Origin of the sequence: Pararhodobacter zhoushanensis (assembly GCF_025949695.1) — a bacterium.
Classification (GTDB): domain Bacteria; phylum Pseudomonadota; class Alphaproteobacteria; order Rhodobacterales; family Rhodobacteraceae; genus Pararhodobacter; species Pararhodobacter zhoushanensis_A.
Window position 1 is genome coordinate 1997707 of the sequence record NZ_JAPDFL010000001.1, and the last position, 24990, is coordinate 2022696.

The 24990-nt window shown below is 66.0% G+C and carries 18 protein-coding genes and 2 pseudogenes; 18 read left to right on the plus strand and 2 right to left on the minus strand.

Features of this window, described 5'->3' with window-relative positions:
• Positions 1-20 precede the first annotated feature (20 nt).
• From OKW52_RS09950 to OKW52_RS09975, 7 genes and pseudogenes are all read left to right on the plus strand, one after another.
• A complete protein-coding gene (locus tag OKW52_RS09950) occupies positions 21-1547 on the plus strand; it encodes a glycosyltransferase family 2 protein (protein WP_264505557.1) in 1527 nt (508 codons plus the stop codon).
• Between the two features lie 268 nt (positions 1548-1815).
• Positions 1816-2013 (plus strand): annotated as a pseudogene (locus OKW52_RS23280) (hypothetical protein); the annotation flags it as partial.
• Positions 2014-2422: 409 nt separating this feature from the next.
• Positions 2423-3706 (plus strand): cellulose biosynthesis cyclic di-GMP-binding regulatory protein BcsB, encoded by a 1284-nt coding sequence (locus OKW52_RS09955; RefSeq protein WP_264505558.1) that lies wholly within the window; start codon positions 2423-2425, stop codon positions 3704-3706.
• Positions 3703-4791, plus strand: coding sequence for a glycosyl hydrolase family 8 (locus OKW52_RS09960; protein WP_264505559.1), 1089 nt, complete (start codon positions 3703-3705; stop codon positions 4789-4791). Before OKW52_RS09955 ends, OKW52_RS09960 begins: the two co-directional genes overlap by 4 nt.
• Positions 4776-6146, plus strand: a complete 1371-nt coding sequence (locus OKW52_RS09965; RefSeq protein WP_264505560.1) for a hypothetical protein — start codon at positions 4776-4778, stop codon at positions 6144-6146. Before OKW52_RS09960 ends, OKW52_RS09965 begins: the two co-directional genes overlap by 16 nt.
• Positions 6147-7275: 1129 nt before the next feature.
• Complete coding sequence (alaS, locus tag OKW52_RS09970; RefSeq protein ID WP_264505561.1) at positions 7276-9927, plus strand: alanine--tRNA ligase; 2652 nt, start codon at positions 7276-7278, stop codon at positions 9925-9927.
• Position 9928: 1 nt separating this feature from the next.
• Positions 9929-10231: a DUF1330 domain-containing protein gene (locus OKW52_RS09975; RefSeq protein WP_264505562.1), complete on the plus strand. Its 303-nt coding sequence runs from the start codon at positions 9929-9931 to the stop codon at positions 10229-10231.
• A gap of 192 nt (positions 10232-10423) precedes the next feature.
• On the opposite strand, the gene OKW52_RS09980 is transcribed toward OKW52_RS09975, so the two are convergent.
• Positions 10424-10879: an Lrp/AsnC family transcriptional regulator gene (locus tag OKW52_RS09980; protein ID WP_264505563.1), complete on the minus strand. Its 456-nt coding sequence runs from the start codon at positions 10877-10879 to the stop codon at positions 10424-10426.
• A 118-nt stretch (positions 10880-10997) separates the two neighbouring features.
• On the opposite strand from OKW52_RS09980, the gene OKW52_RS09985 reads away from it, so the two are divergent.
• From OKW52_RS09985 to OKW52_RS10000, 4 genes and pseudogenes are all read left to right on the plus strand, one after another.
• Positions 10998-11204, plus strand: coding sequence for a DUF6356 family protein (locus tag OKW52_RS09985; RefSeq protein ID WP_264505564.1), 207 nt, complete (start codon positions 10998-11000; stop codon positions 11202-11204).
• A complete protein-coding gene (locus tag OKW52_RS09990; RefSeq protein WP_264505565.1) occupies positions 11205-11999 on the plus strand; it encodes a class II glutamine amidotransferase in 795 nt (264 codons plus the stop codon).
• Between the two features lie 32 nt (positions 12000-12031).
• Positions 12032-12913, plus strand: coding sequence for a fatty acid desaturase (locus tag OKW52_RS09995; RefSeq protein WP_264505566.1), 882 nt, complete (start codon positions 12032-12034; stop codon positions 12911-12913).
• Between the two features lie 91 nt (positions 12914-13004).
• A pseudogene (locus tag OKW52_RS10000) lies at positions 13005-15375 on the plus strand (ATP-dependent helicase).
• Positions 15376-15846: 471 nt separating this feature from the next.
• On the opposite strand, the gene OKW52_RS10005 reads toward OKW52_RS10000, so the two are convergent.
• Complete coding sequence (locus tag OKW52_RS10005) at positions 15847-16068, minus strand: DUF1127 domain-containing protein (RefSeq protein WP_127104403.1); 222 nt, start codon at positions 16066-16068, stop codon at positions 15847-15849.
• Positions 16069-16374: 306 nt separating this feature from the next.
• Between OKW52_RS10005 and OKW52_RS10010 the strand changes: the two genes are divergently transcribed.
• The 7 genes from OKW52_RS10010 to OKW52_RS10040 all read left to right on the plus strand — a co-directional run bounded on the left by OKW52_RS10010 (position 16375) and on the right by OKW52_RS10040 (position 24990).
• Positions 16375-17463 carry an Mrp/NBP35 family ATP-binding protein gene (locus OKW52_RS10010; protein WP_127104402.1) on the plus strand — a complete coding sequence of 363 codons (1089 nt, stop codon included), beginning with the start codon at positions 16375-16377 and terminating at the stop codon, positions 17461-17463.
• A gap of 1094 nt (positions 17464-18557) precedes the next feature.
• On the plus strand, positions 18558-18971 hold the full coding sequence (locus OKW52_RS10015; RefSeq protein WP_264505567.1) for a division/cell wall cluster transcriptional repressor MraZ: 414 nt from the start codon (positions 18558-18560) through the stop codon (positions 18969-18971).
• Between the two features lie 11 nt (positions 18972-18982).
• The gene (rsmH, locus tag OKW52_RS10020; protein WP_264505568.1) at positions 18983-19975 is read left to right on the plus strand and encodes a 16S rRNA (cytosine(1402)-N(4))-methyltransferase RsmH; all 993 of its coding nucleotides are present in this window, start codon (positions 18983-18985) and stop codon (positions 19973-19975) included.
• Positions 19975-20289, plus strand: coding sequence for a cell division protein FtsL (gene ftsL, locus OKW52_RS10025; protein WP_127104399.1), 315 nt, complete (start codon positions 19975-19977; stop codon positions 20287-20289). The genes rsmH and ftsL overlap by 1 nt, the downstream gene beginning before the upstream one ends.
• Entirely contained in the window at positions 20286-22085 is a 1800-nt protein-coding gene (locus OKW52_RS10030; protein ID WP_264505569.1) for a peptidoglycan D,D-transpeptidase FtsI family protein, read from the plus strand. Before ftsL ends, OKW52_RS10030 begins: the two co-directional genes overlap by 4 nt.
• A 30-nt stretch (positions 22086-22115) precedes the next feature.
• The gene (locus tag OKW52_RS10035; protein ID WP_264505570.1) at positions 22116-23588 is read left to right on the plus strand and encodes a UDP-N-acetylmuramoyl-L-alanyl-D-glutamate--2,6-diaminopimelate ligase; all 1473 of its coding nucleotides are present in this window, start codon (positions 22116-22118) and stop codon (positions 23586-23588) included.
• A 1-nt stretch (position 23589) separates the two neighbouring features.
• On the plus strand, positions 23590-24990 hold the full coding sequence (locus OKW52_RS10040) for a UDP-N-acetylmuramoyl-tripeptide--D-alanyl-D-alanine ligase (protein ID WP_264505571.1): 1401 nt from the start codon (positions 23590-23592) through the stop codon (positions 24988-24990).

Sequence of the window (24990 nt, forward strand, 5' to 3'; positions counted from 1 at the left end):
TCTTTTGTGGCTCGGCCGCCTTGCTGCGCCGCAAGGCGCTGGACGAGGCGGGCGGTTTCGCCGGGGATACCATCACCGAGGACGCCGAAACCGCGCTGGGGATCCACGCGCGGGGCTGGAAGTCGCTGTATGTCGATCACGCGATGATCGCCGGTCTGCAGCCTGAGACCTTCGTGTCCTTCATCGAACAGCGGGGCCGCTGGGCGACGGGGATGATGCAGTTGCTGATCCTGAAGAACCCGTTGAAATACGGCGGTCTCAGCATCACGCAAAAGCTGTGCTACCTGAACTCGATGACGTTCTGGCTGTTCCCGCTGGTGCGGATGACCTTCATCCTTGCGCCGCTGATGTATCTGTTCTTCGGCTTGCAGATCTTCGTGGCGACCATCGAGGAAGTCGCTGTGTACATGACCAGCTACATGGTCGTTAACCTTATGATCCAGAACGCCTTGTACGGCAAAGTGCGTTGGCCGCTGATCTCCGAGATTTATGAGACTGCGCAGGCCCCGTATCTGTCGGCGGCGATCTTCAAGACCTTCTGGAACCCGCGCGGCGCCAAGTTCAACGTGACCGCCAAGGACGAGGTTCTGATCGAGGATTTCGTCTCGCCGATCTACAAGCCGATGGTGTTCATCTTCACGCTGACCCTGCTGGGCGTCGTGGCGGCGGCGGTCCGTTGGGTCATGTATCCGGGCGATCACAACATCATCATGGTTGTGGGCGGCTGGGCTGTTTACAACTTCCTGCTGGTCGGTGCCGCGCTGCGGGCTGTTGCCGAGCGTCAGCAGCGCCGGTCGGTGCCGCGGGTGCCGGTCAACGTGCCCGCAACGGTGGCCATCGGGGTCGACAACCCGTCGTTCCAGTCGGCCACGGTGGTTGATGCCTCGACCTCGGGTTGCCGGATCGTGCTGCGTACGCGGACCAATGCCGACGGCTCGTCCGCGCCGCTGCCGGTCAAGGGCGAGGCGTTCTACTTCACGCCCGAATTCCCCAAGTCGCCGCATCTGGAAAACGCCGTACGCGCGCAGGTTCAGTCGGTCACGCGCGAAGGTGAAACCGTCGCGCTGGGGGTCCGCTTTGACCCCGATCAGCCGATGGTCGTGCGCGAAACCGTGGCGCATATGATCTTTGGTGACTCGGCGTCGTGGGAGGCCGTGCGCGCCAGCCGTCACAAGCAGATGGGACTGGTGCGCGGCATGGCCTATGTGCTGTCGCTGTCGTTCCAGGGCATTTACCACACGCTGCGCGCCCTTGCGAACGAACCGGCCCGCCAAAAGCGCGCCCGGATCCGCGAACGCACCGAAGAGATCAACGAGTCAACGCCGGCGCATCTGCTCGCCTTTGGCGAGGCGTTCGATCCTGCGGCACCGTCGCGTCCGGTCTCTCTGTTGCAGGCCGCGATCTCGCAGAATGCGGCGCGCGGCGCGGATGGACGCTCGCCCGATCTGCAAGGGGGACGATCTGATGCTGGTGCGTCGCGTCGCCCTGCTGGCCGTGCTTGCGCTGGCCTTGCCGGTCGGGGTCGCCCCGGCTTTTGCCCAGTCTGACGGCATCATCCCGCTGCCCAGCACCGATGATGCGCTGAGCGGCGGTATGTCCGAAGGCGATCTTGACCGCCTGAATGAGGAACGCTTCGACGCCGAAGCGCACCGCGGCAACTTTGTCGAGCCGGTGGCCTATGATCCGTCTGTGGTCAGCCCGTTGCGCCCGATCGAGGCCCGCGGTCGCCCGGCGGGCAGCGCCATCCGTTTCGACGGTGAGCGGCGCACGCTGCAATTCGCGCTGTTCGTGCCGCGCCCGGATCAGGTGCGCGCGATGCGCATCTCGACGCTGTCGTCGATCAACGTGCTGCCCGAGCGCTCGCAGTACCGCGTGTACGTCAACGACACGCTGGTGGGCGAGGGGCGGCTGGAGAATTTCACCGAATTCGGCGCTGTTGACTTCCCGATGGGGGCGGCCGTGGTGCTGGCCGGACAAAACAACGTGCGCATCGAACTGATGCAGTACCACCGCATCTATTGCGGCCCCGAGGCCAGTTTTGCGCTGTGGTCGGACATTGATCTGGCCAATTCGGGTGCGGTGCTGTCGTCGTCCGAGGGGATTTCGGGGCAAGAGGGCTTCCTGATGGGGCTCGCCGCCGCGTCGGCGACCGGTTCGGGCATCGAGATCCGCGGGGCCGACGGGCTGGGTGCCTATCAGGACGAGTGGGTTTCGACCATCACGCAGCGCATCAGCGCGGCGTTGGGGGGCGACCCGATTCCGTTCCGCTTCACGCCCTATTGGAGCGTGCAGAGCACGGGCCGGTCGGCGTCGCGCATCACCTTCCTGCCGTCAGCCGTCAACCGGCTGAGCTTTCGCGCGGCAGGTGATGGCGCGCAGGTGATGGTGGTGGAATACGTCCCCGATCTCGCGCCCCGGTGCCTTGCCCGAGTTCGAGAACATCCTGCCCCGCGTCGCCGAACGCGCCGCGCCGGCCCTGATCGACACCCAACGCCCGGTGGCATTTTCGGAGTTCGGCTTCCGCACGACCGAAGTGTACGACCGCTATGCGCGCATCGATGCGCGCTTTCGCTTGCCCGACGATTACGTGGTGCTGACCAACGCCAAGGCCGAGATCGCGCTGGACTACATCTATGTCGACGGCCTGCCCGAAGGCGCGGCGCTGCTGGTCAATGTCAACGGCACCAACATTCGCCTGTTGCCGCTGCGCGGCGAGGGCGGTCAGTTGATCGAGCAGTTCCCGCTGCGGTTCGAGGCGCGCTATCTGCGCTCGGGCATCAACACCGTGAGCTTCGAGGCGATGATCCCCGGCTCGCCGCCCGACATGCCATGCCCGTTCACCGAAACGCCGTTTCTGGCGATTGGCCAAAGCTCGACCCTGACGATGCCCTACAGCCCGTCGATGTATCTGCCCGACATGCAGATCGGTTTTGCCGGTCTGACCCCGGCCAGCGTCCATGTGAACGAGATGTCCTCGCGGTCGTTCGACGCCAATGACGTGGTGACCCTGCGTGCCGCCCTCAGCGGCGGCGAGCGCAGCGATGCGGCGGCGCTGAACACCAGGCTGACGCTGTTGTCGCTGGATGATCTGGGCTCGGTGCCGATGGGGGGCTATCAGTTGAGCCGCCGGTCGCTTGAGGCGGCAATGACAGACTACCCGTCGACGCTGACCGGCGCGCCCGCCGAGCAGCCCGCGCATGCGCTGCTGCGCGTGCAGGACCGGTCCGACAGCACCGCTGCGCTGGCGCGGGGCTGGGACTGGATCCAGAACGGGTTCAGCACCGCGCTGCAATGGTTGCAGCCGCGGTCGGGCATGTTGCTGGAGCAATGGCTCGAGCAGCAGCACGCGCAGGCGGTGTTGATCCAGCTGGACGCGACGCATCCCAACAACCTGTGGATGGTGCGCGCACCGGATTCGGACATCAGCGCGATTGCCTCGGCCATCGTTGCCGCCCGGACCAATGCCGAAGGCCCGCGCGGTCAGGTTTCGGTTCTGGATCAGGACGGCCATTGGCAAAGCTGGGTCGCGCCTGACCGCCAGCCGGTGCTGCTGGAGGCCGTCACGCTGGGCAACGTCCGCCATGTGGTCGGCAATTTCGTGTCGGCCATGCCGATCCGGTACGTGGCCGGCCTCTTTTTCCTCGCCCTTATTTCGGCACTTTTCGCCCTCAGATTGGTGATTGCCACGCGGGAGCATGAGAAATGAATCGTCGCAATTTCCTGACGTTGCTGGGTGCTGCACCGGCTTTTGCCGCGGCTGGCGGTGCCTCGGCGCAGGGCTATCTGGCCACCGCTGATCTGTCGGTCAGCGCCGCCCCGGTGTGGGACGCGTGGAAAGCGGCGTATCTGCGCGCCGATGGCAGGGTCGTGGACGGGCTGCAGCACAATGCCAGCCACTCCGAAGGGCAGGGGTACGGGGCGCTGCTGGCGACTGAGTTCAACGATCTGGACGCCTTCGCGCGCATCGTCGAGTGGAGCGAGATGAACCTTGCCGTGCGCGGCGACGGGTTGCTGGCCTGGCGCTATCTGCCCGAAGAAAGCAACCGGGTGCCGGATCTGAACAACGCCTCGGACGGCGATCTGTTCTACGCCTGGGCCATGGTGCGCGCCGCGACGCGGTTTGACGACCGCAGCTATCTGGGCCGCGCACAGATCACCGCTGCGGCGCTGGTCGATCGCTGCGTTGTCGACAGCATGGCCAATCCCGCCGAGAAGATCTTCCTGCCCGCCGCGCAGGGCTTTGTTCATGCCGACCGGCAAGTGTTTAACCCGTGCTACATCATGCCGCTGGCCCTGCGCGAGCTGGCGGCGGCGACCGGCGTTGTCGAGCTGGCGCAGGTGGCGCAACACGCCGAAGCGATCCTGCAGCGGGTGGCCGTGTCCGGCCCGGTGCCCGACTGGTTGCAGGTAACCGCCAGCGGGATCGGACCGGCTGACGGGTTCTCATCCGCCGCCGGGTACGAGGCGATGCGCATTCCGCTGTATCTGATCTGGTCGGGGCTCAAGTCGCATCCGGCCGTGTCGCAGATGATGCGCGTCTACGAACAGACCGTCCTGCCCGGCGCCCCGGTGCCGACCCGGATCGAGCCCAGCACCGGCGCGGTGCTCGAGGCGTCCAACGATCCCGGCTACCGCGCCCTGGCCGCGCTGATCAATTGCACGGGCAATCCCGGCTCTGTCGGTTCCGATATGCCCGCGTTTGATCCCACCCAACCCTATTACCCGGCGACCTTGCAAATGTTCGCGATGATCGCTGCCAATCAGGTGAGTCCCGAATGCGTCCCGATTTGATCCCCTCCGCCCTTCGCGCGTCTGCTGCCAGCTTCGGGCTGGCGCTGGCGCTGACTTTGGCGATGCCCGCTCCGGCGCTGGCGCAGGCCCCCGGTGCCGAGGATCTGCGCGCGCTGATCTATTATCTCGACCATGACGACCAGCGCGCCGTACAGGCCGAAATGCGCCGCCTGCGCTCGGCCTTTCCGCGCTGGACGCCGCCGACGGATGTGAACGACCTGCGCGCGCAGGCCTCGACCACCGGCGCCTCGGTCGATGTGCAGCCGATCTGGGCGCGTATCCAGCGCAATGATTATGTCGGCGCGCGGGCGCTGATCGACGAGGCGCGCGCACGTGTGCCGGGCTGGTCGCCCGATGCCGAGATGCTGCGCGTGCTGGAAACCAGCGAATCGCAGATCGCCTTTGATGAGGCCTACGCCCGCCGGGACGCCGCAGCGGCCATCGCCGCCGTGCGCCGTACCCCGGCGCTGATGCGCTGTGACCGGATCAACAATGCGTGGCGTCTGGCCGAGCTTTATCAGGCGGCGGGCCAGAACGGCAACGCCGTGACCACCTATCGCGGTGTGGTGTCGTCGTGCACGCGGATCAGCGAAGTGACCCCGACGCTGGAAAAGGCCAATGACGTCACCACGCTGGAAGAACTGGCCGCGCTGTTTGACGTCGCCCGTCAGGCCGCACCGGCCAACACCAACAGCCTGAACGAGCTGGAAACGCGGTTGCGCGCCGGTCGCGGCGGGGCTGCACGCACGCCCGCGCGCACGGTGGCTCCGACCGCTCCGGCCGCTGCGGTGGCCGCTGCTCCAAGCGCCGCCGCGCCCGTGGTCACGGGCGGTGCCGCCCCCGCCGCGCCGCAGGTCGCCACCGCGCCGGGCCGTCTGCCGCTGCGCGGCGACAACCGCGCCAGTCAGGTGCGCGGGCTGAAAGAACAGGGCAACTGGGCCGGGTGCCTTGCCGCGTCGGCCAACCCGCGCTCGATCGAGGTGCTCTACGAGCGCTCGTGGTGCGCCTATAACCTCGACCGCGCCGGCGAGGCGCTGGCCGGGTTCACCGCCGCCTCGCAATCGGGCAGCGCCTTGGGCGGCGATGTGCCGCGCGATCTCGCGCTTTGGCATGATCCTTTCCTATCTGTCGATGAACATGACGGAAGAGGGGGCACGGCTGGCCGCCTCGACCCCGTTGACGCAAGAGCAGCGCGTGACGGTGGAATCGACGATTCTGGATCAGCGCGGCGTGCGGGCCTATCATTCGGGCGATTTCGCGCAGTCGATTGCCTATCTCACCGCGCTGGAACAGCTGAGCGGCTCCCTGCGCCGCGATCTGGCGATGCTGCGCGGCTATGCCTATCTCAACAATGACCAGCCGCGCGAGGCCGTGGCCGAGTTCACCCGGTTGAACGATCAGCTGTCCACCGAAGAAACCCGGGGCGCGCTGCAATCGGCCCGGGGCATCATGAGCGGGGTTAAAGACCCGTTGATGCATCTGGTCCTTCATATCGGCGCGCATGGCACCGACGGGGGCCAGATCGCCGACTGGATCGCGGGCAATCGCGGGGCGCTGAACGCCCAAGGCATCTGCGCCCCGCCGCCGCGCCTTTTTCTCACCCGGATCTCTGAGGCACTGGATGCCGGGCGCGACACCGACCCGCAGCAGCGCGAAGAGACCCTGTTGCGCGGGCTTGGGGCCTCGGGCGAGCAGCGGCGCATGGTGGTCAGCGCGCCGGGTCTGCTGGGGTCCACCGCCGATGTGCTGCAGGCCGACGGTTTCTATGTGCATGACGTGTCGCGCAGGCTGTATGCGCTTCACACACTGTTTCCGCGCACCCGCCTGACCGTGCTGATGGCCGTGCGCACGGCCAGCGGCGTGATCCCGATGCTGTTGCCCGACGAGCCGGGCGCGGCCGAGGCGCTGCTGCCGCTGATCCCCGATGATACATTGCCGTGGTCCCGGCTTGGTGCCGCGATCCGCCGCCATTTGCCGCGCGCCGCGCTGGTGGCATGGCGGCACGAGGATCTGGGCACGGTCTGGCCGCGTGTGCTGGGGCAGGTTGTCGGTCCCGACGCGGTGTTGCCGCCCAATGGTCTGCTGGATTTCGCCCTGAATGGTCTCAGCGCCGAGGCCCGCCTGCGGGCGCAGCGCTACCTGACCGGCAAGCCGCTGGTCAGCACCGCCCAGCTGCGCCACGTCGCCCATGCCTTTGCCGAGCGCTTCGGGCGCGCCCCGCTGGCCGATCCTGCTGCCGCGCTGCCGGGCTGGGTCCGCAACCGGCTGGCCGAGCTGGATGCCGGTTACACCACCGAATGGGCCGATCTGGCCGGGCTGGACGGCGTGCAGGTTCTGATGCCGCGCTAAGGGGGCGCGACGGTTCGGCACCCGCAATCCCCGCTGAAACGCCCGAATGCGCGATTCCCCCTTGGACCATGCGGCGGAATTCCTCTAAATGTCGCGCGACACGCGTTTCACCTCAGGCAAGGGCCCCTTTCGCCGATGGCAAGCCTCAACGATATCCGCTCGACCTTCCTCGATTATTTCCGCCGCCAGGGTCATGCCGTGGTCGACAGCTCTCCGCTGGTGCCGCGCAATGATCCGACGTTGATGTTCACCAACTCGGGCATGGTCCAGTTCAAGAACGTCTTTACCGGGCTGGAGCACCGCGATTATTCGCGCGCCACGACCTCGCAGAAATGCGTGCGCGCGGGCGGCAAGCACAATGACCTCGACAACGTGGGCTACACGGCGCGCCACCACACGTTCTTTGAGATGCTGGGCAACTTCAGCTTTGGCGACTACTTCAAGTCCGATGCGATTCCCTTTGCATGGGAACTGCTGACCAAGGATTTCGGCATCGACAAGAGCCGGTTGCTGGTCACGGTCTACCATACCGACGACGAAGCGGCGAACATGTGGAAAAAGGTTGCCGGTCTGTCCGACGACCGCATCATCCGCATTCCCACCGATGACAACTTCTGGCGCATGGGGCCGACCGGTCCCTGCGGTCCGTGCACCGAGATCTTCTATGACCACGGCGACCACATCTGGGGCGGCCCTCCGGGCTCCAAGGATGAGGATGGCGACCGGTTCATCGAGATCTGGAACCTTGTGTTCATGCAGAACGAGCAGCTGGAAAGCGGCGATCTGATCGACCTGCCGCGTCAGTCGATCGACACCGGCATGGGGCTGGAGCGGATCGGCGCGCTGCTGCAAGGCAAGCACGACAACTACGACACCGACCTGATGCGCGGTCTGATCGAGGCCTCGGCCAATGTCACCGACGGCGCGCCGGACGGGCCGGGCAAGACCCACCACCGGGTGATTGCCGACCATTTGCGTTCGACCTCGTTCCTGATTGCCGATGGCGTGATGCCCTCGAATGAGGGGCGCGGCTACGTGCTGCGCCGGATCATGCGCCGCGCCATGCGCCACGCGCATATGCTGGGCGCGCAGGACCCGGTGATGCACAAGCTGGTGCCGGCGCTGGTGCGCGCGATGGGCGGGCATTATACCGAACTGAAACAGGCCGAGGCGCTGATCACCGAGACGCTGCGGCTGGAAGAGACCCGCTTCCTGACCACGCTGGACCGCGGGCTGAAGCTGCTGGATGCCGAGCTGGACAAGATTGCCGACGACAGCAACCTGCCGGGCGAAGCGGCGTTCAAGCTCTATGACACCTATGGCTTCCCGCTCGATCTGACGCAGGACGCGCTGCGCGAGCGCGGGCGTGCGGTGGATGTCGCGGGCTTCGAGGCCGCGATGGGCGAGCAAAAAGCCAAGGCGCGCGCCAGCTGGTCGGGTTCGGGTGAGGCCGCCAATCTGGCGATCTGGTTCGAGCTGGCCGATGCCCATGGCGGCACCGAGTTCCTGGGCTATGACACTGAGACCGCCGAAGGGCAGGTGCTGGCGCTGGTTGCGGGCGATGCGGCGGTCAAGACGGCGACGGGCGAGGTTTCGGTCGTGGTCAACCAGACGCCGTTCTATGGCGAATCCGGCGGTCAGGTCGGCGATACCGGCTGGCTGCGCTGGGACGGCGGCGAGGCCGTGGTGCGCGACACCCGCAAGATGAACGGCGTCTTCGTGCATGTGGCCGAGGTCACGCAAGGCACGCTGCGCGTCGGCCAGCCGGTCAAGCTGGAGGTGGATCATACCCGCCGCAGCGCGATCCGCGCCAACCACTCGGCGACGCACCTGCTGCACGAGGCCCTGCGCCGCGCTCTGGGCGACCATGTCGCGCAGCGCGGCTCGCTGAATGCGCCCGACCGGCTGCGGTTCGACTTCAGCCATGGCGCGGCGCTGAGTGCTGCGGATGTGGCGGGGGTTGAGGCCGAGGTGAACGCCTTCATCCGCCAGAACGCGCCGGTGGACACGCGGATCATGACGCCCGACGACGCGCGCGCTCTGGGGGCGCAGGCGCTGTTTGGCGAGAAATACGGCGACGAAGTGCGCGTGGTGTCGATGGGCCGTCTGCTGGATTCGGGCAAAGGGTCTGACGGCAACACCTATTCGCTGGAACTCTGCGGCGGCACGCATGTGGCGCGCACCGGCGATATCGGCGCGTTTGTGCTCTTGGGCGACAGCGCATCGTCTTCGGGCGTGCGCCGGATCGAGGCGCTGACCGGCGAGGCGGCGCTCAGCCATCTGCGCGCGCAGGACGCCCGGCTGGCCGAGGTGGCGGCAGTGCTGAAAACCTCGATGGCCGATGTGGTCGAGCGGGTGAAAGCGCTGGCGGATGAGCGCCGGGCCCTGTCCAACGAGGTCGCGCAATTGAAACGCGATCTGGCGATGGGTGGCACGGGCGGCGGCGGGGTCGAGGCCGTGGAGGTCAACGGCGTCAAGTTCATCGGTCAGGTGCTGAGCGGGGTTTCGGGCAAGGATCTGCCCGCGATGGTCGACGCGATGAAGGAAAAGCTGGGCTCGGGCGTGGTGCTGCTGATCGCGGATACCGGCGGCAAACCGGCGGTTTGCGCCGGCGTAACCGACGATCTGACGGCGCAGTTGTCGGCGGTCGATGTGCTCAAGGCCGCGGTCGCGGCACTGGGCGGCAAGGGCGGCGGCGGCCGCCCGGCGCTGGCGCAAGGCGGCGGTGCGGATATGGCCGGGGCGGACGCAGCCCTCAAAGCGGCGCAAGCCGTCATCGGAGGATAACATGCCCAAAGCCCTGTGGATCGCCCATGTCGAAGTCACCGACGCCGAGGCTTATGGCCGCTACGCCAAGCTCGCCGGCCCGGCAATCGCGGCGTTCAACGGCAAGTTCATCGCCCGCGGCGGGCGCTATGAAACGCTGGAAGGCGCAGACCGCGCGCGGCACGTGGTCGCGGTGTTCTCCTCGCTGGAAGAGGGCGCGGCCTGCTACCGCTCGGACGCGTATCAAGAGGCGCTGAGCCACGCGCGCGGCGCATCGGTGCGCGATCTGGTCGTGGTCGAACTGGTCGACGACGCGGAGCTCTGAAAAGCGAGGGGCTGCTCGCCCCTCGCGCTCCCCCGCCAAAGGGGGAGCACGCTCCCCCTTTGGAAACCCCCCGTGGATATTTTCAGACAGAAAATGAAGCAGGGTTAACGAAGCCTTATCATCTGTCCTTAAATATCCTGGGGGGTGAATGCGCGGCACGCGCAGAGGGGGGCAAGGCCCCCTTGCCCGGTCTCACAGGGGCAGGGCGGTGGTGTCTTTGAGTTCTTCCATCACAAAGCTCGCCGAAACATCCGCCAGATCCACCCGCCGCGTAAGCTGTTGATAGAGCGCGTCATAGGCTTTGACGTCGGCAACGCGGGCACGGATCAGGTAATCCAGATCGCCAGTCATGCGGTAGGCGCCCAGGATTTCGGGCATGTCGCGGGTCGCCTTGGCAAAGCGCGCCAGCCAGCCGGGCCGGTGATCATTGGTGCGCACCATCAGGAAGACGATCAGGCCCAGCCCCAGTTTCTCGGCATCCAGCAGCGCGACGCGGGCGCGGATCACGCCGGATTCTTCCAGCAGCCTGATCCGCCGCCAGACGGCGTTGCGCGACAGGTTCACGGCGGCGCCGATATCGTCCAGCGGCAAGGACGTGTCGCGTTGCAGAACGGCGAGGATGCGGCGGTCTGTGTCGTCCAGGATCATCGTATTTGGCTTCTTATTGGGATGCAGTCACACGATCTTGCCATAAGACCTGAAACTTTGCGACCCTTTCCCACCGACCCGGCGCTAAACTGTCTGGACCCCAAACCGGAGACCCGCCATGATCCAGCGCCTGTTCCTTGATCACCCTGCCGCCGTCGACGAGAGCTATCTCGAGCACGCCCGCTTCGCGAGCGGCTTCAGTGGCTGGCTGATACTGGCGGGGCTGGCGGCGGCAGTTCATGCCGTGCTACCCTTTGCCTGTCAGGCGACGGCGAGCCGTATCATCCGCCGTCTGCATGCACGGATCGAGAACCGGGGTCACTGAATGTGCCGTTGGGCTGCCTATGTCGGAACGCCGATTTTTCTGGAAGACATCGTCAGCCGGCCCGGCCATTCGCTGATCCAGCAGAGCCAGCACGCCACGCAAGGCTCGACGGCGATCAACGCTGACGGGTTCGGCATCGCGTGGTATGGCGAGCGGCCTGAGCCGGGGCTTTACCGCGACACCTATCCGGCCTGGTCCGACCCCAATCTGCGCTCGATCACGGCACAGGTCCGCTCGCCCCTGTTTCTGGCGCATGTGCGCGCCTCGACCGGCACCGCGACCAGCCGCAACAATTGCCACCCGTTCACCGTCGGCCGCTGGAGCTTCATGCACAATGGACAGATCGGCGGCTATGACAGCTTTCGCCGCGACGCCGACATGATGATCCCTGAAGCGCTGTATCCCCACCGCAAGGGGGCCAGCGACAGTGAGGCGCTGTTCCTGATCGCGCTGGCCGAGGGGTTGGACCGCGATCCGCAAGGTGCCTTGGAGCGGGCTGCGGCGCGGATGATGGCGCTGAGCCGGGCCAAGGGCGGCGCGCCGCATCTGCGCATGACCTGCGCGTTCAGCGATGGCGAGACGCTCTATGCCGCGCGCTATGCGTCTGACGATGCTGCGCCCAGCCTGTGGCACCGCTGGTCGGACAGCCGGGGCGGGCGGGCCGTGGTGTCCGAGCCGCTGGAAGCCGACGAATGCGGCTGGGAAGTGATCCCGCAGGCCTCGTTCTGCCTGTTCAAAGGCGAGGCGGTCGAGATCCGGCCGTTTTCGCCCTGTCCACTGGTGCAGGCGGCTTGACAGTTCCGATGTCCGGGACGAAGCCGGACCGCATGACCCACAGTGATTTCCTGAGCGCCTTGCCGCCCGCGACCCGTGCCGCCCTGACCCATCGCTCGCCCACGGCGGGCTTGTGGCATCTGGCCGGGCATGGCGGGGTGATCATGGTGTTGGGCGCGCTGATTGCCATCGGTGTGCCGGGGTGGTGGCTGCTCATGCCGCTGCAGGGGATCGCGCTGGTCTTCCTGTTCACGCTGGAACATGAATGCACGCACAAGACCCCCTTTGCCAGCGATCGCTTATGCGACCGGGTGGGGGCGGTGACCGGGGCGTTGATCCTCAACCCCTTCACATGGTTTCGCTATTTCCATCTGGCGCATCACCGCTTCACCAACCAGCCCGGCGACCCCGAGCTGGACAGCCCCAAGCCCGAAACCCGCGCGCAGTGGCTCTGGCATGTGTCGGGCCTGCCGCTGTGGGGCGCGTCGATCCGGCTGATCCTGCGGCTGGCGGCGGGGCGCGAGCATCCCGCCTATCTGCCCGCCCGCGCCCGTGCGAAGGCCGAGCGTGAGGCGCGGCTGTTGCTGGCGGTCTATGCGCTGGCGGCGCTGACCCTGCTGTGGTCGCCGCTGATCCTGTGGCTGTGGGTCGTCCCGCTGCTGTTGGGCCAGCCGTTCCTGCGCCTGTACCTGCTGGCCGAGCATGGCGATTGCCCCCAGGTTGCCGACATGTTCGCCAATACGCGCACGACGTTCACCACCGCGCTGGTGCGGTTTTTTGCGTGGAACATGCCGTATCACGCCGAACATCACGTGTTTCCCGCCGTGCCCTTTGACAAGCTGCCCGCCTTGCATCAACAGATGCGCGAGCATTTGCGGGTGACGGCGGCGGGCTATGTCGCGTTTTCGCAGGCCTATCTGGCGCGCCGTCGCTGACAAGGGGTTGAACCGGGCGACCAAGACGGGCATGACTAGAACAAGTAGGGAACGTTGAATGAGCGACTCGAACCGGCCCAGCCTGTCGTCCATGGCCTTTGCAGGCGCCACCGCCTCGCGTCAGGCGGCGTATCTGGATGGGCTGAACAGCGAGCAGCGCGCCGCCGTCGAGGCGCTGAATGGCCCGGTGCTGATGCTGGCGGGCGCTGGAACCGGCAAGACCCGCGCCCTGACTGCCCGGATTGCGCATCTGATTTCCACCGGTACGGCGCGTCCGAATGAGATTTTGGCCGTTACCTTCACCAACAAAGCCGCGCGCGAGATGAAGCACCGCATCGCTGGCTTGCTGGGCGACACGGTTGAGGGGATGCCGTGGCTGGGCACCTTCCATTCGATCGGCGTGCGGTTCCTGCGGCGGCATGCGGAACTGGTGGGGCTTAAGTCGAACTTCACCATCATCGACACCGATGACCAGCTGCGGCTGATGAAGCAGCTGATTCAGGCCGCCAATCTGGATGACAAACGTTGGCCCGCGCGGGCGCTGGCCAATCTGATCGACGGCTGGAAGAACCGCGCATGGCGCCCGGATATGGTGCCGGGGGCCGAAGCGGGCGCGTTCAACAACCGCGGGACCGAGCTGTATGAGGCCTATCAAGAGCGGCTGCGCACGCTGAATGCCTGTGATTTCGGTGACTTGCTGCTGCATGTGGTGACGATCTTCCAGCAGAACCCCGATGTGCTGGCGCAATACCAGCGCTGGCTGCGGTTCATTCTGGTGGACGAGTATCAGGATACTAACGTCGCCCAGTACCTGCTGCTGCGGCTTCTGGCGCAGGGGCATCAGAACATCTGCTGTGTCGGTGATGACGACCAGTCGATCTATGGCTGGCGCGGGGCCGAGGTGGGCAACATCCTGCGGTTCGAGCGGGACTTTCCGGGTGCCAAGGTGATCCGGCTTGAGCAGAACTACCGCTCGACCCCGCATATTCTGGCCGCGGCCTCGGGCGTGATCAGCGCCAATGAGGGGCGGCTGGGCAAGACCCTGTGGACCGAGGCGACCGAGGGCGAAAAGGTCCGCCTGATCGGCCATTGGGACGGCGAGGATGAGGCGCGCTGGATCGGCGATGAGGTCGAGGCGCTGGAGCGTGGCACGCGCGGGCTGGACCCGATCAGCCCCGATGACATGGCGATTCTGGTGCGCGCCAGCCATCAGATGCGCGCGTTTGAGGACCGGTTTCTGACCATCGGCCTGCCGTATCGCGTGGTCGGTGGCCCGCGATTCTATGAGCGGCTCGAGATTCGCGATGCGATGGCCTATTTCCGCCTCGCCGTCAGCCCGACCGACGATCTGGCGTTCGAGCGGGTGGTGAACAACCCCAAGCGTGGCATTGGCGACAAAGCGCAGCAGACCATCCAGCGCGTCGCGCGCGAGGCCGAGGTGCCGCTGCTGATGGGCGCGGCGCTGGTGTTGCGCGACGGGCTCCTGGGCGGCAAGGCGGCGGGCAATCTGCGCGCGTTCATCGAAAGCATGGCGCGCTGGCACGATATGGTGCGCAGCCCGGTGGTGTCGGCCAATGATGATCTGGTGATTGAGGACGACGTGCCGCCGCCGAGCGTCTCGCATGTGCGGCTGGCCGAGATGATGCTGGACGAGATCCGGCTATACCGCCATGTGGCAGGCGCAAAAGACGCCCGAGGCCGAGGGGCGGCTAGAGAACCTGAAGGAACTGATCAAGGCGCTGGAGGGCTTCGACAGCCTGCAAGGCTTTCTGGAGCATGTCGCGCTGATCATGGATAACGAGGCCGAGGAATCGCAGGAGAAGGTCACCATCATGACCCTGCACGCGGCCAAGGGTCTGGAATTCCCCGCCGTGTTCCTGCCTGGCTGGGAAGACGGGCTGTTCCCCAGCCAGCGCAGTCTGGACGAAAGCGGGCTCAAGGGCCTGGAAGAGGAACGCCGTCTGGCCTATGTCGGCATCACGCGGGCCGAGCGGCTGTGCATGATCTCGTTCGCGGCCAACCGCCGGGTGTTCGGGCAGTGGCAAAGCCAGCTGCCCAGCCGGTTCATCGACGAATTGCCGCCCGAGCATGTCGAAGTTCTGACGCCGCCGGGCATTCATGGCGGTTTCAGTGCAGGCAAAGCGCATCACGCGACGCCGGTCGATGATGACTCGCTCGAAGGCCGCGCCACGCGGGCCGATGTCTATAACGCGCCGGGCTGGAAACGCATGCAGTCGCGGGGCCGGGTTGCCCCGGCGGCGCCCAAGGCCCTGCGCGGCTCGGCCGAGCCGTCGGTGCATTTTTCGGCCGGCGAGCGGGTGTTCAACAAGAAGTTCGGCACCGGCACGATCATCGCGGTCGATGGCGACAAGCTGGCCGTGGCCTTCGATCAGGCCGGGGAAAAGCACATCCTGTCGCAATATGTGCTGCCCGCTGACGGAATGGACGACGTTCCCTTCTGAGGGAAGTCGAGCGCTTAACTATAGCAGTTGAATGAAATGCCGCAGATGCGGGTTTTCCAGCGCCTGTCAGGGTGCCCTCAAGACATGAAAAAAGCGCGGTTGCCCAGGGAGGAGGAGGGGCAACCGCGCCGTTTCGCGGGACAGGGGAGGAGGTCTGGCCCGCCGTCTATGGGGCGCAGCGCCTCAGGGAGGAGGAGGAGCCGCCGCGCCATAACGAAAACCGAGGGAGGAGGTTCGGTCGTCGTATCTGTTTTGGAGCCCTTCGGCCCCGGAATTCGGGGCGCGGTTCCCAGGGAGGAGGAGGGGAACCGCGCCGGAGTGCTGTCGGCCCAGGGAGGAGGAGGGGCCTAAGCTACTGGTCGGAACCTGCCGCTGGGAGGAGGTAGCAGCGGTTCCTTGCACGATCGGCCCAGGGAGGAGGAGGGGCCGTCGTTCTGGTCGCAGGCCCAAGGGCCTGGAATTCTTTGCCTTTTAGACGTCGCGGCCGTAGGCTGCTTCGTAAGCCAGGCGGGTGATCATGCTGCGGCTGATGCCCAGATCGGCCAGCTCGCGGGTGGTCAGTGCGTTCAGTTCGTTGTAGGTGCGAACATAAACGCGCGAGCGGGTCCAAGCGGCGCTCAGCGAACCGAAAGCCGAAGCGATCTGGCCAAAGAGGCCAAAGCCGCGGGTCTGCTGGGTTGATGCGTATGCCATGGTGTCTACTCTTTCGTTCATCTGGGGTTGGACAAATTTCTTTCCCCGTTGAAGCAAAGATGGACTTTATGCTGCACTTGCACAATCCCTCGAATGAGCAACGCTGCTATGCAGCGAAGTCATGGCGACGTAGGGTAACCCAAGCGTCTGAGTTCCCGGCGCGCGGCCCGATCCGCTCCGGGCCCGCCTCGCGGTTTCGCAGGTGCAGCATTTTTCGCCACAGCGTGCTTAATCGGGTGGGGGTTGCCTTGTGCGTAAACACACTCAGGTTAGGCGCAATGATTCGGAATAAAGGGGGCTTTGCCCATGTCATCCAGCTCGGCGCCGACGCGCGAAGAGATTCTTGCAGCCCTGAAGGGCGTGGCGCTGCCGAAGGGCGGTGATCTGGTCAGTGCCGATTTGATTCGGGCGCTGGTCGTCGATGGCGGCGCGGTGCGCTTTGTGATCGAGGCCGAGACGGCTGACGAGGCCCGCGCGCTGGATCCGGTGCGCGCAGAGGCCGAGCGTGTCGTGGCGGCATTGCCCGGCGTGGCGCGGGTATCGGTGGCGATGACGGCGCATGGCCCGGCGCCCAAGCAGCAAGCGCCCAAGGGTGAGGCCCCTTCGCTCAGCATCGGTCGTCACCCGACGCCCGGCCCGTCGGTGGTGCCCGGCGTCAAGCGGATCATCGCCGTCGGCTCGGGCAAGGGCGGGGTGGGCAAGTCCACCGTGTCCGCCAACCTTGCCGTGGCGATGGCGCGCGAGGGCTGGCGCGTGGGTCTGGTCGATGCCGATATCTACGGCCCCAGCCAGCCGCGCATGATGGGCGTGTCCAAGCGACCGGCCTCGCCCGATGGCAAAACGATCATTCCGCCGGTGGCGCATGGCGTGCGGGTGATCTCGATCGGGCTGATGCTGCCCGAGGATCAGGCGTTGATCTGGCGCGGTCCGATGCTGATGGGCGCGTTGCAACAGTTGATGACGCAGGTGGCATGGGGCGATCTGGATGCGCTGATCATCGACATGCCGCCGGGGACTGGGGATGTGCAGATGACGCTGTGCCAGAAGTTCGACGTGACCGGCGCAATTGTGGTGTCGACGCCGCAGGACGTGGCGCTTCTGGATGCGCGCCGGGCGCTGAACGCGTTCTCCACGCTGAAAACGCCGGTGATCGGGCTGATCGAGAACATGTCGACCTTCATCTGCCCCAACTGCGGCCATGAGGAGCATATCTTCGGCGACGGTGGCGTTGCGCGCGAGGCCGAGAAGACCGGCATCCCGTTCCTTGGCTCGCTGCCGTTGACGCTGGAGGTCAGGCTGTCGGGGGATGGCGGTGTCCCCGTGGCGGCCACGGACAGCGCCGTTGCTGAAAGCTATCGGCGGATCGCGCGGGGGCTGATGGCGCAACTGGCCTGATCCGGCCCAGCCTTTCCCCGTGATTTCCCAGAACGGCCCGAACCTGAGAGGTTCCGGGCCGTTTTCTGTGGGCGATCTGGGAAATCAGGGGAGGGACGGACCGGGAAATCCCGGCACCCGCCGGGCTGTTTGCGGGAGGGAAGCGGGGGCGCACCGGGAATTTGCAGACGATTTCGATCTAAGTCTTTGTTTTTACGTCTTGGTGCCTTCTGGCGGCGGGTTTGGGAAATCCAGGGACATGCTTTGGGAATTCATGGCACCCGGCTGGGATTGGCCTGGGACAGGCGTGGGCCGAGCGGGCGGCGATGGGAGGCTGCGGCCCGATTCGGGGCCGGTCCGGCATCTGGTGGGAATCCATGGGAGAGCCGATTCAGCGCGAAAATCGATGGAATCGGGCCGATTTTGCCCAAAAACGCGCGACTCTGTCGGCAGGAACTGGCCGAATCGGATCACAGCCCTGTGCACGCCGATTTCAGCCTGTGGATAAACATGTTAATAAAATGAGGATAAATTCTGTTGCTTCACGGCAACAATTTTCGGGCGAGCCGGAGTTTCTTTCGGGAACAGCGCAGGCTTTGTCTTCTGCCCGATGTGGTGGGCCAAGCGCCGGTTAACCACAATATCTTGCTAACCAAAGGCTCCGAAAGCTTGATTTGGGGTCGTCATCCGCGCTGAGCGCGCCGCCCAATCCCGCGAAAATCGTCGCGTGGACTGAAATGTACCGTTGCTTCCCATGATCTCCCATGGAATACCTTGTTTCACCGAGGCAAAGCAAAAATAGAAACCCGGGAAGTAGTACAGGCAAACACTACAACGAAAGATCCAAAGCGAAGCGAGCAGCATCTCACATCCCCCCCCAATGAGATGGTTTCGTATTTGGGCTCCCTGAAAAATGGGAACGAGGGCGGCGGTCCGGGTATGGCAGCACCCGGGCCGCCGTTTCAATTTCAGCCCTCCGTTGTGGCGGGCCCATAGAGAAGGCGGGCACAGTGTCGCTGAGATTTCGCGGCAACGAGACGCAAGGCATCGACGGGAAGGGGCGCGTCTCCATCCCGGCCGACTTTCGTCCCGTGATCGTGTCCGGCGACCACCGTATGGCACAGGGCGAGCGCCCGAGCTTTGTCATCGTGTACGGCACCCGCTCTCAGAACCATCTCAAATGCTACACGCTGCGCGAGATCGAGAAAATCGAAGCGCGCATCGAGCTGATGGATGATGGTAGCGATGACCGCGAGATTTTGGAAACGATTTTCCACGGCAGCGCCATGACGGTTCAGCTGGGCGACGATGGTCGCATCGTGCTGCCGGCAAAGCTGCGCAGCAAGCTGGATCTGGGCGACAAGATTTTCTTCATCGCGGGCAACGACCACTTCAAGATGTGGAAGCCCGAGACCTACGACGACTTCGAGAATGACCGCACCGACGCGCTGCTGCGCGAACGGGGCGACCGCTTCAACCCCACCTCCCTGTTGCCCAAATTGCCGCCGCAAGCGGCCGCTGCAGAGTGACGCAAGGACCGATGACGCCGAACACCCCAGACGCCCCGCATATCCCCGTGCTCCTTGGCCCCTTGCTGGCCGGGGTGGCGCCGGTCGCAGGCGTCTGGCTGGACGGAACGCTGGGTGCTGGCGGCTATACGCGCGGGCTGTTCGAGGCGGGCGCAGAGACGGTAATCGGCATCGACCGCGACCCGCTGGCGCTGGAACTGGCACAGGACTGGGCCGCGCCTTACGGCGACCGCTTCCGCCCGGTGCAGGGCACGTTTTCCAACCTCGACACGCTGGCCGGTGAACTGCTCGACGGTGTGGTGCTGGATCTGGGCGTGTCCTCGATGCAGCTGGACCTGGCTGAGCGCGGGTTTTCGTTCAACCGCGACGGCCCGCTGGACATGCGGATGAGCCAGGAAGGGCTGTCGGCCGCGGATCTGGTCAACGACTGCGACGAGACCGAGCTGGCCGATATTCTCTATCATTACGGTGAAGAGCGCGCTTCACGCCGGATCGCCCGCGCGATCGTGGCGGCGCGCGCGGTGGCACCGATCGAGACGACGCTGAAACTGGCCGAGATTGTTTCAGCCAATCTGCCCCGTCCCAAGCCGGGGCAGAGCCATCCCGCGACGCGCAGCTTTCAGGCGCTGCGTATCGCCGTGAACGCCGAGTTCCACGAGCTTGCCGACGGGCTGGAAGCCGCAGAGCGCGCGCTGAAACCCGGCGGGATGCTGGCCGTGGTCAGCTTTCACTCGCTTGAGGACCGCATCGTCAAACGCTTCTTGCAGCAGCGTTCGGGCCGGATGGGGCAGGGCAGCCGCCACGCGCCAATGGTCGAGGTCGAGGCGGATCGCTTTGTCACCCTGACCCGCAAGGCCATCGCCGCCGATGACGCCGAATGCGCCGCCAACCCGCGCTCGCGCTCGGCCCTGTTGCGTATCGCGCGCCGCACCGAAGCGCCGGCCAGCGGTGCTGACCGCTCGGCGCTGGGACTGCCAAGGTTAGCGTTGAAAGGAGAGCGTTGATGCGCGCGCTTTTCTACGTGCTGTCGGCTTTCGCGGTGATGGGGCTGGCGATCTGGGCCTATGATCAGAACCAGAAAACCCAGACCGCCATGCGTGACGTGCGCAGCCTGCGTGCCGAGATCCACGCGCTGAACGAAGCGCTCAGTGTCCAGCGCGCCGAATGGGCGTATCTGAACCGGCCCCAACGCCTGCGGGCGCTGGTCGACATGAACTATGCCCGTCTGGGCCTGATGCCGCTGCAAGGCGCGCAATTCGGCCAGATCGGTGAAATCCCCTATCCGCTGATCGCCACCCAGACCGAGGGTTCGCTGTGACCGATCATTCCCACCAGCCGCCCCGCACACCGCTCCGCCCCTTGCCGCGCATTCTGGATGCGCGGGCGCAGGGCGTGAACCCTGAGAGCATCGAGCGCGAGAACCTGCGCGTCCGGCGCGAACAGGTGCGCGATGTGGGCCGCAGGCGGGCGGAATGGCGCATCCTGTTTCTGGCGGCGGCATTCTTTGCCGGATACGCCGCAATCGGGGCCAAGATGGGCATGCTGGCCGCTACCCCGGTGGTCGAGGCCGAGCCCTGGGTCGGTGAGGGCATCTCGGGCGAGCGGGCCGATATTCTGGACCGCAACGGCCGGGTGCTGGCGACCAATCTGGTCACGCATTCGCTCTATGCCGAGTTGCGCTACATGATCGACGGCCGCCGCGCCGCGCAAGAACTGGCGCGGATTTTCCCCGATATGGACGAAGAGCGGCTGGTCGGCCAATTGACCGACCCCAACCGTCGCTTCGTCTGGCTGCGCTCGCGCCTGTCGCCCGAGCAGGAGCAGGCCGCGCATGACATCGGCGAGCCGGGGCTGCTGCTGGGCCAACGCGACATGCGGCTTTATCCCAACGGTTCACTGGCGGCGCATTTGCTGGGTGGCACGGCCTATGGCGAGCAAGGCGTGACAGCGGCGGAAATTCAAGGCGTTGCGGGTGTCGAGTACGACATGAACGAGCGGCTCAGTGACGCTGATCTGGCCGATGTGCCGGTCGCGCTGTCGATCGATCTGGGCGTTCAGGCCATCGTCGAAGAGGTGCTGGCAGGGGGCATCGAGATGCTGAACGCCATCGGTGGCTCGGCCATTCTGATGGATGTTCACACCGGCGAAGTCGTCGCGCTGGCCTCGGCCCCGGTGTTTGATCCGAACGACCGCCCCGCGCCGCCTGTTTCGCTGGCCGAGCAGGAAACCTCGCCGCTGTTCAACCGCGGGGTACAGGGGCTGTACGAACTGGGCTCGGTGATGAAGGCCTTCGCGCTCGCGCAGGCGCTGGATATGGGCCTGATCACCCGCGAGACGATGATCGACACGCGCGGACCGATGCGCGTCGGCCGCTTCTCGATCCGCGATTACCACAATTACGGGGCGCAGATGTCGGTCGAGGATATCTTTATCCGGTCGTCCAACATCGGCACCGCGCGGATAGCGCAAATGATCGGCAGCGAGCGTCAACGCGAGTTCCTGCGGCAGTTCGGCTTTCTGGACCCGCTGCAACTGGAGCTGCCCGAAGCCCGCCGCCCGCAACCGCAATACGATCCGCGCTGGTCTGAGGTGTCGGCAATGACCATCAGCTATGGGCACGGTCTGTCGATGACGCCCATGCATCTGGCGGCGGGCTACGCCGCGATTGTGAACGGCGGCACGCTGGTGCAGCCGACCCTGCAACGCCGCGCCACGGTGATGCCGGGGCCGCGCGTGATCTCCGAGGAAACCTCGCGCATCATGCGCACGCTGATGCGCGAAGTGGTGACCGAAGGGACAGCCTCGATGGGCGAGGTCGAGGGCTATGTCGTCGGTGGCAAGACCGGTTCTGCCGACAAGCCCAACCCGCAAGGCGGCTATTATGACGACCGTCTGGTTGCCACTTTCGCCGGCGCTTTCCCGATGAACGATCCGCGTTACGTCATTGTCGTGACGATGGACGAACCTCAGGATACCTCGGGTCCGGTGGCGCGCCGCACTGCCGGTTGGACCGTGGTTCCGGTCGCGGCTGAGATCGTGCGCCGGGCCGCGCCGGTGCTGGGAATGCGCCCACAGGACCCGGCAGACGTTGAAGCGGCCCTGCGCCTGCGGTAGGCATCGCCCTAACCGGCGTTGGGGGAAAGAATGCAAGAGACAAGCCTTGGCGATCTGGGACTGACCGCCCGTTCTGGCGACACGCGGGTGCGTATCCGCGCGCTGACGCTCGACAGCCGCACGGTGAAGCCCGGCACGCTGTTCGCAGCGCTTCCGGGGTCGCGCGTGCATGGGGGCGAGTTCATCGACCCGGCGCTGCGCATGGGCGCCAGCGCGGTGCTGACCGACCGCGACGGCGCGCGTATCGCCGCCGAGACGCTGGCCCGTCACCCCGATGTCGCCCTGATCGTTGCCGAAGACCCGCGCGAGGCTTTGGCCCGCGCGGCGGCGCTGTTCTACGGCACGCAGCCAGCGGTGATGGTGGCGGTGACCGGGACGAACGGGAAAACCTCGGTCGCCAGCTTTACCCGCCAGATCTGGGCCGCGATGGGTCATGCCGCGATCAACGTCGGCACCACCGGGGTCGAAGGCGTCTGGGGCCGTCCGCTGGCCCATACCACGCCCGACCCGCTGACCCTTCAGGGGCTGCTGGCCGATGCCGCCGAGGCCGGCGTGACCCATGCCGCGATGGAGGCCAGCTCGCACGGGCTGGACCAGCGGCGGCTGGACGGGGTGCGGCTGGCGGCAGCGGCGTTTACCAATCTGACGCAGGACCATCTCGATTATCACGCGACGATGGAAGAGTATTTTCAGGCCAAAGCGGGGCTTTTCACCCGTTTGCTGCCAGAGGATGGCGTCGCGGTGATCAACACCGATGACCGGTTTGGCGCGCGGCTGGTGCGGCTGGTGTCGCAGCCGGTGCTGGCTGTCGGCTCGGGCTCCAGCTGCGATCTGCAGCTGATCGCGCAACGCTTCCATGCGCAGGGCCAGACCCTGCGCTTCGGCCTCAAGGGCCGGTCGCATCAGGTCGAGCTGGGGCTGGTTGGCGGTTTTCAGGGGGCGAATGCGCTGCTGGCGCTGGGTCTGGTGATCGCGACGGGCGGCGATACCGCCGAGGCGATCACCGCCATGGCGCAGTTGCAAGGCGTGCGCGGGCGGATGCAGCTGGCCGCCACCCGCGACAATGGCGCGCCGGTCTTCGTGGATTACGCGCATACCCCGGCGGCGGTCGAGACCGCGCTCAAGGCGCTGCGTCCGCATGTGATGGGGCGTCTGATCGTGGTGCTGGGGGCCGGTGGCGACCGCGACAAGACCAAGCGCCCGCTGATGGGCAAGGCCGCGGCGGAAAACGCGGATGTTGTATTTGTGACAGACGACAACCCGCGGAGCGAGGTTCCAGCCCTGATCCGTGCAGAAATAGTGAAAGCCTGCCCTGACGCGATCGAAGTTCCCGACCGCGCCGAAGCCATCCTGCGCGCCGTCGATGCGCTGGAGCCGGGCGATGCCCTGCTCATTGCGGGCAAGGGGCATGAGACGGGACAGACCATCGGCGACGTGGTCTATCCCTTTGACGATCTCGAACAGGCCAGCGTCGCGGTAGCGGCACTTGATGGAAAGCTGTGACATGACCCTGTGGACCGATACTGACGCCGTTGCCGCGACCGGGGGCCGCGCCACCGCGCCCTTCGCCGTCTCGGGCCTGTCCATCGATACCCGCTCGATCAGGCCCGGCGATCTTTTCGTCGCCCTGAAAGCCGCGCGCGACGGGCATGACTTTGTCGCGCAGGCCTTCGAGAAGGGCGCCGGCGCCGCGCTGGTCAGCCACATCCCCGAGGGTGTAACCGGCCCCTGTCTGCTGGTCGAGGACGTGCTGGCGGGCCTCACCGCGCTGGGGGCCGCAGGCCGCGCGCGGGCCAGGGGCAAGGTGATCGCGGTGACCGGCTCGGTCGGCAAGACCTCGACCAAGGAAATGCTGCGCGAGATGCTGGTGGAATTCGGCAGCGTCCACGCCGCCGAGGCCAGCTTCAACAACCATTGGGGCGTGCCGATCACGCTGGCGCGGCTGCCTCAGGATGCCGATTTCGCCATCGTTGAGATCGGCATGAACCACCCCGGTGAAATCAAGCCGCTGGCGCTGCTCACCCGGCCCGATGTCGCGATGATCACCACGATTGCGCCCGCGCATCTGGAGGCCTTCACCGATCTGGCGGGCATCGCGCTTGAGAAGGCCGATATCTACGCCGGTCTCACCCCGGGCGGCGTCGCGATCTACAATGCCGATCTTGAGACCTCACCGATTCTGGCCGGTGCCGCGGGCCCGCAGGGCGTGAGCTTCGGCAAGGCCGGGCAGGTGGCGCTGGCCTCGGTGCGCCTGACGCCCTCGGCGCTGGTCGCCACGACGATCATGGATGGTGACACCTATCACATCCGTCTTTCCGACGCGGGCGCGCATTTCGCCCTGAACGCACTGGGCTGTCTCGCCGTGGCGCGCGCGCTCGGGCTCGATCTGGCGCTGGCCGCACAGGGCCTTGGGCGCTGGCAGCCCCCCGCTGGCCGGGGCAAACGTGAGACGCTGCTGCTGGACCCCGCGACCGAGGCCACGGCGATCCTGATCGACGACGCCTTCAACGCCAACCCGACCTCGCTGGCCGCCGCCCTTGACGTGCTGGCCGCCACCCAGCCCGGCCCCGGTGGCCGGCGCATCGCCATTCTGGGCGATATGCTCGAGCTTGGCCCCGATGAGACTGCCCTGCACGCCGCCATCGCGCAGCACCCGGCTGTCGCCAAAACGGATCTGATCCACACCGTTGGCCCGCGCATGAAAACGCTCTGGCAAGCGCTGCCGCAGGGCAAGCGCGGCCATTGTGCCGCGCAGGCGGACGATCTTGGTGCCAAGGCGCATCACCTTGTGCATCCCGGAGACGTGGTGCTGGTGAAGGGGTCCAAAGGCAGTTATGTGTCGCGCGTCGTCGACGCGCTGCGCCATCTGGGCCACCCATTGCCCGACGATACCACGGGAGAGTAG

Bases quoted from the DNA above. Each gene is read 5' to 3' on its own strand.
- OKW52_RS09960 (WP_264505559.1), top strand. From the start codon at position 3,703: ATGAATCGTCGCAATTTCCTGACGTTGCTGGGTGCTGCACCGGCTTTT.
- OKW52_RS09965 (WP_264505560.1), top strand. From the start codon at position 4,776: ATGCGTCCCGATTTGATCCCCTCCGCCCTTCGCGCGTCTGCTGCCAGC.
- alaS (WP_264505561.1), top strand. From the start codon at position 7,276: ATGGCAAGCCTCAACGATATCCGCTCGACCTTCCTCGATTATTTCCGC.
- OKW52_RS09975 (WP_264505562.1), top strand. From the start codon at position 9,929: ATGCCCAAAGCCCTGTGGATCGCCCATGTCGAAGTCACCGACGCCGAG.
- OKW52_RS09980 (WP_264505563.1), bottom strand. From the start codon at position 10,879: ATGATCCTGGACGACACAGACCGCCGCATCCTCGCCGTTCTGCAACGC.
- OKW52_RS09985 (WP_264505564.1), top strand. From the start codon at position 10,998: ATGATCCAGCGCCTGTTCCTTGATCACCCTGCCGCCGTCGACGAGAGC.
- OKW52_RS09990 (WP_264505565.1), top strand. From the start codon at position 11,205: ATGTGCCGTTGGGCTGCCTATGTCGGAACGCCGATTTTTCTGGAAGAC.
- OKW52_RS09995 (WP_264505566.1), top strand. From the start codon at position 12,032: ATGACCCACAGTGATTTCCTGAGCGCCTTGCCGCCCGCGACCCGTGCC.
- OKW52_RS10005 (WP_127104403.1), bottom strand. From the start codon at position 16,068: ATGGCATACGCATCAACCCAGCAGACCCGCGGCTTTGGCCTCTTTGGC.
- OKW52_RS10010 (WP_127104402.1), top strand. From the start codon at position 16,375: ATGTCATCCAGCTCGGCGCCGACGCGCGAAGAGATTCTTGCAGCCCTG.
- OKW52_RS10015 (WP_264505567.1), top strand. From the start codon at position 18,558: ATGGCACAGGGCGAGCGCCCGAGCTTTGTCATCGTGTACGGCACCCGC.
- rsmH (WP_264505568.1), top strand. From the start codon at position 18,983: ATGACGCCGAACACCCCAGACGCCCCGCATATCCCCGTGCTCCTTGGC.
- ftsL (WP_127104399.1), top strand. From the start codon at position 19,975: ATGCGCGCGCTTTTCTACGTGCTGTCGGCTTTCGCGGTGATGGGGCTG.
- OKW52_RS10035 (WP_264505570.1), top strand. From the start codon at position 22,116: ATGCAAGAGACAAGCCTTGGCGATCTGGGACTGACCGCCCGTTCTGGC.
- OKW52_RS10040 (WP_264505571.1), top strand. From the start codon at position 23,590: ATGACCCTGTGGACCGATACTGACGCCGTTGCCGCGACCGGGGGCCGC.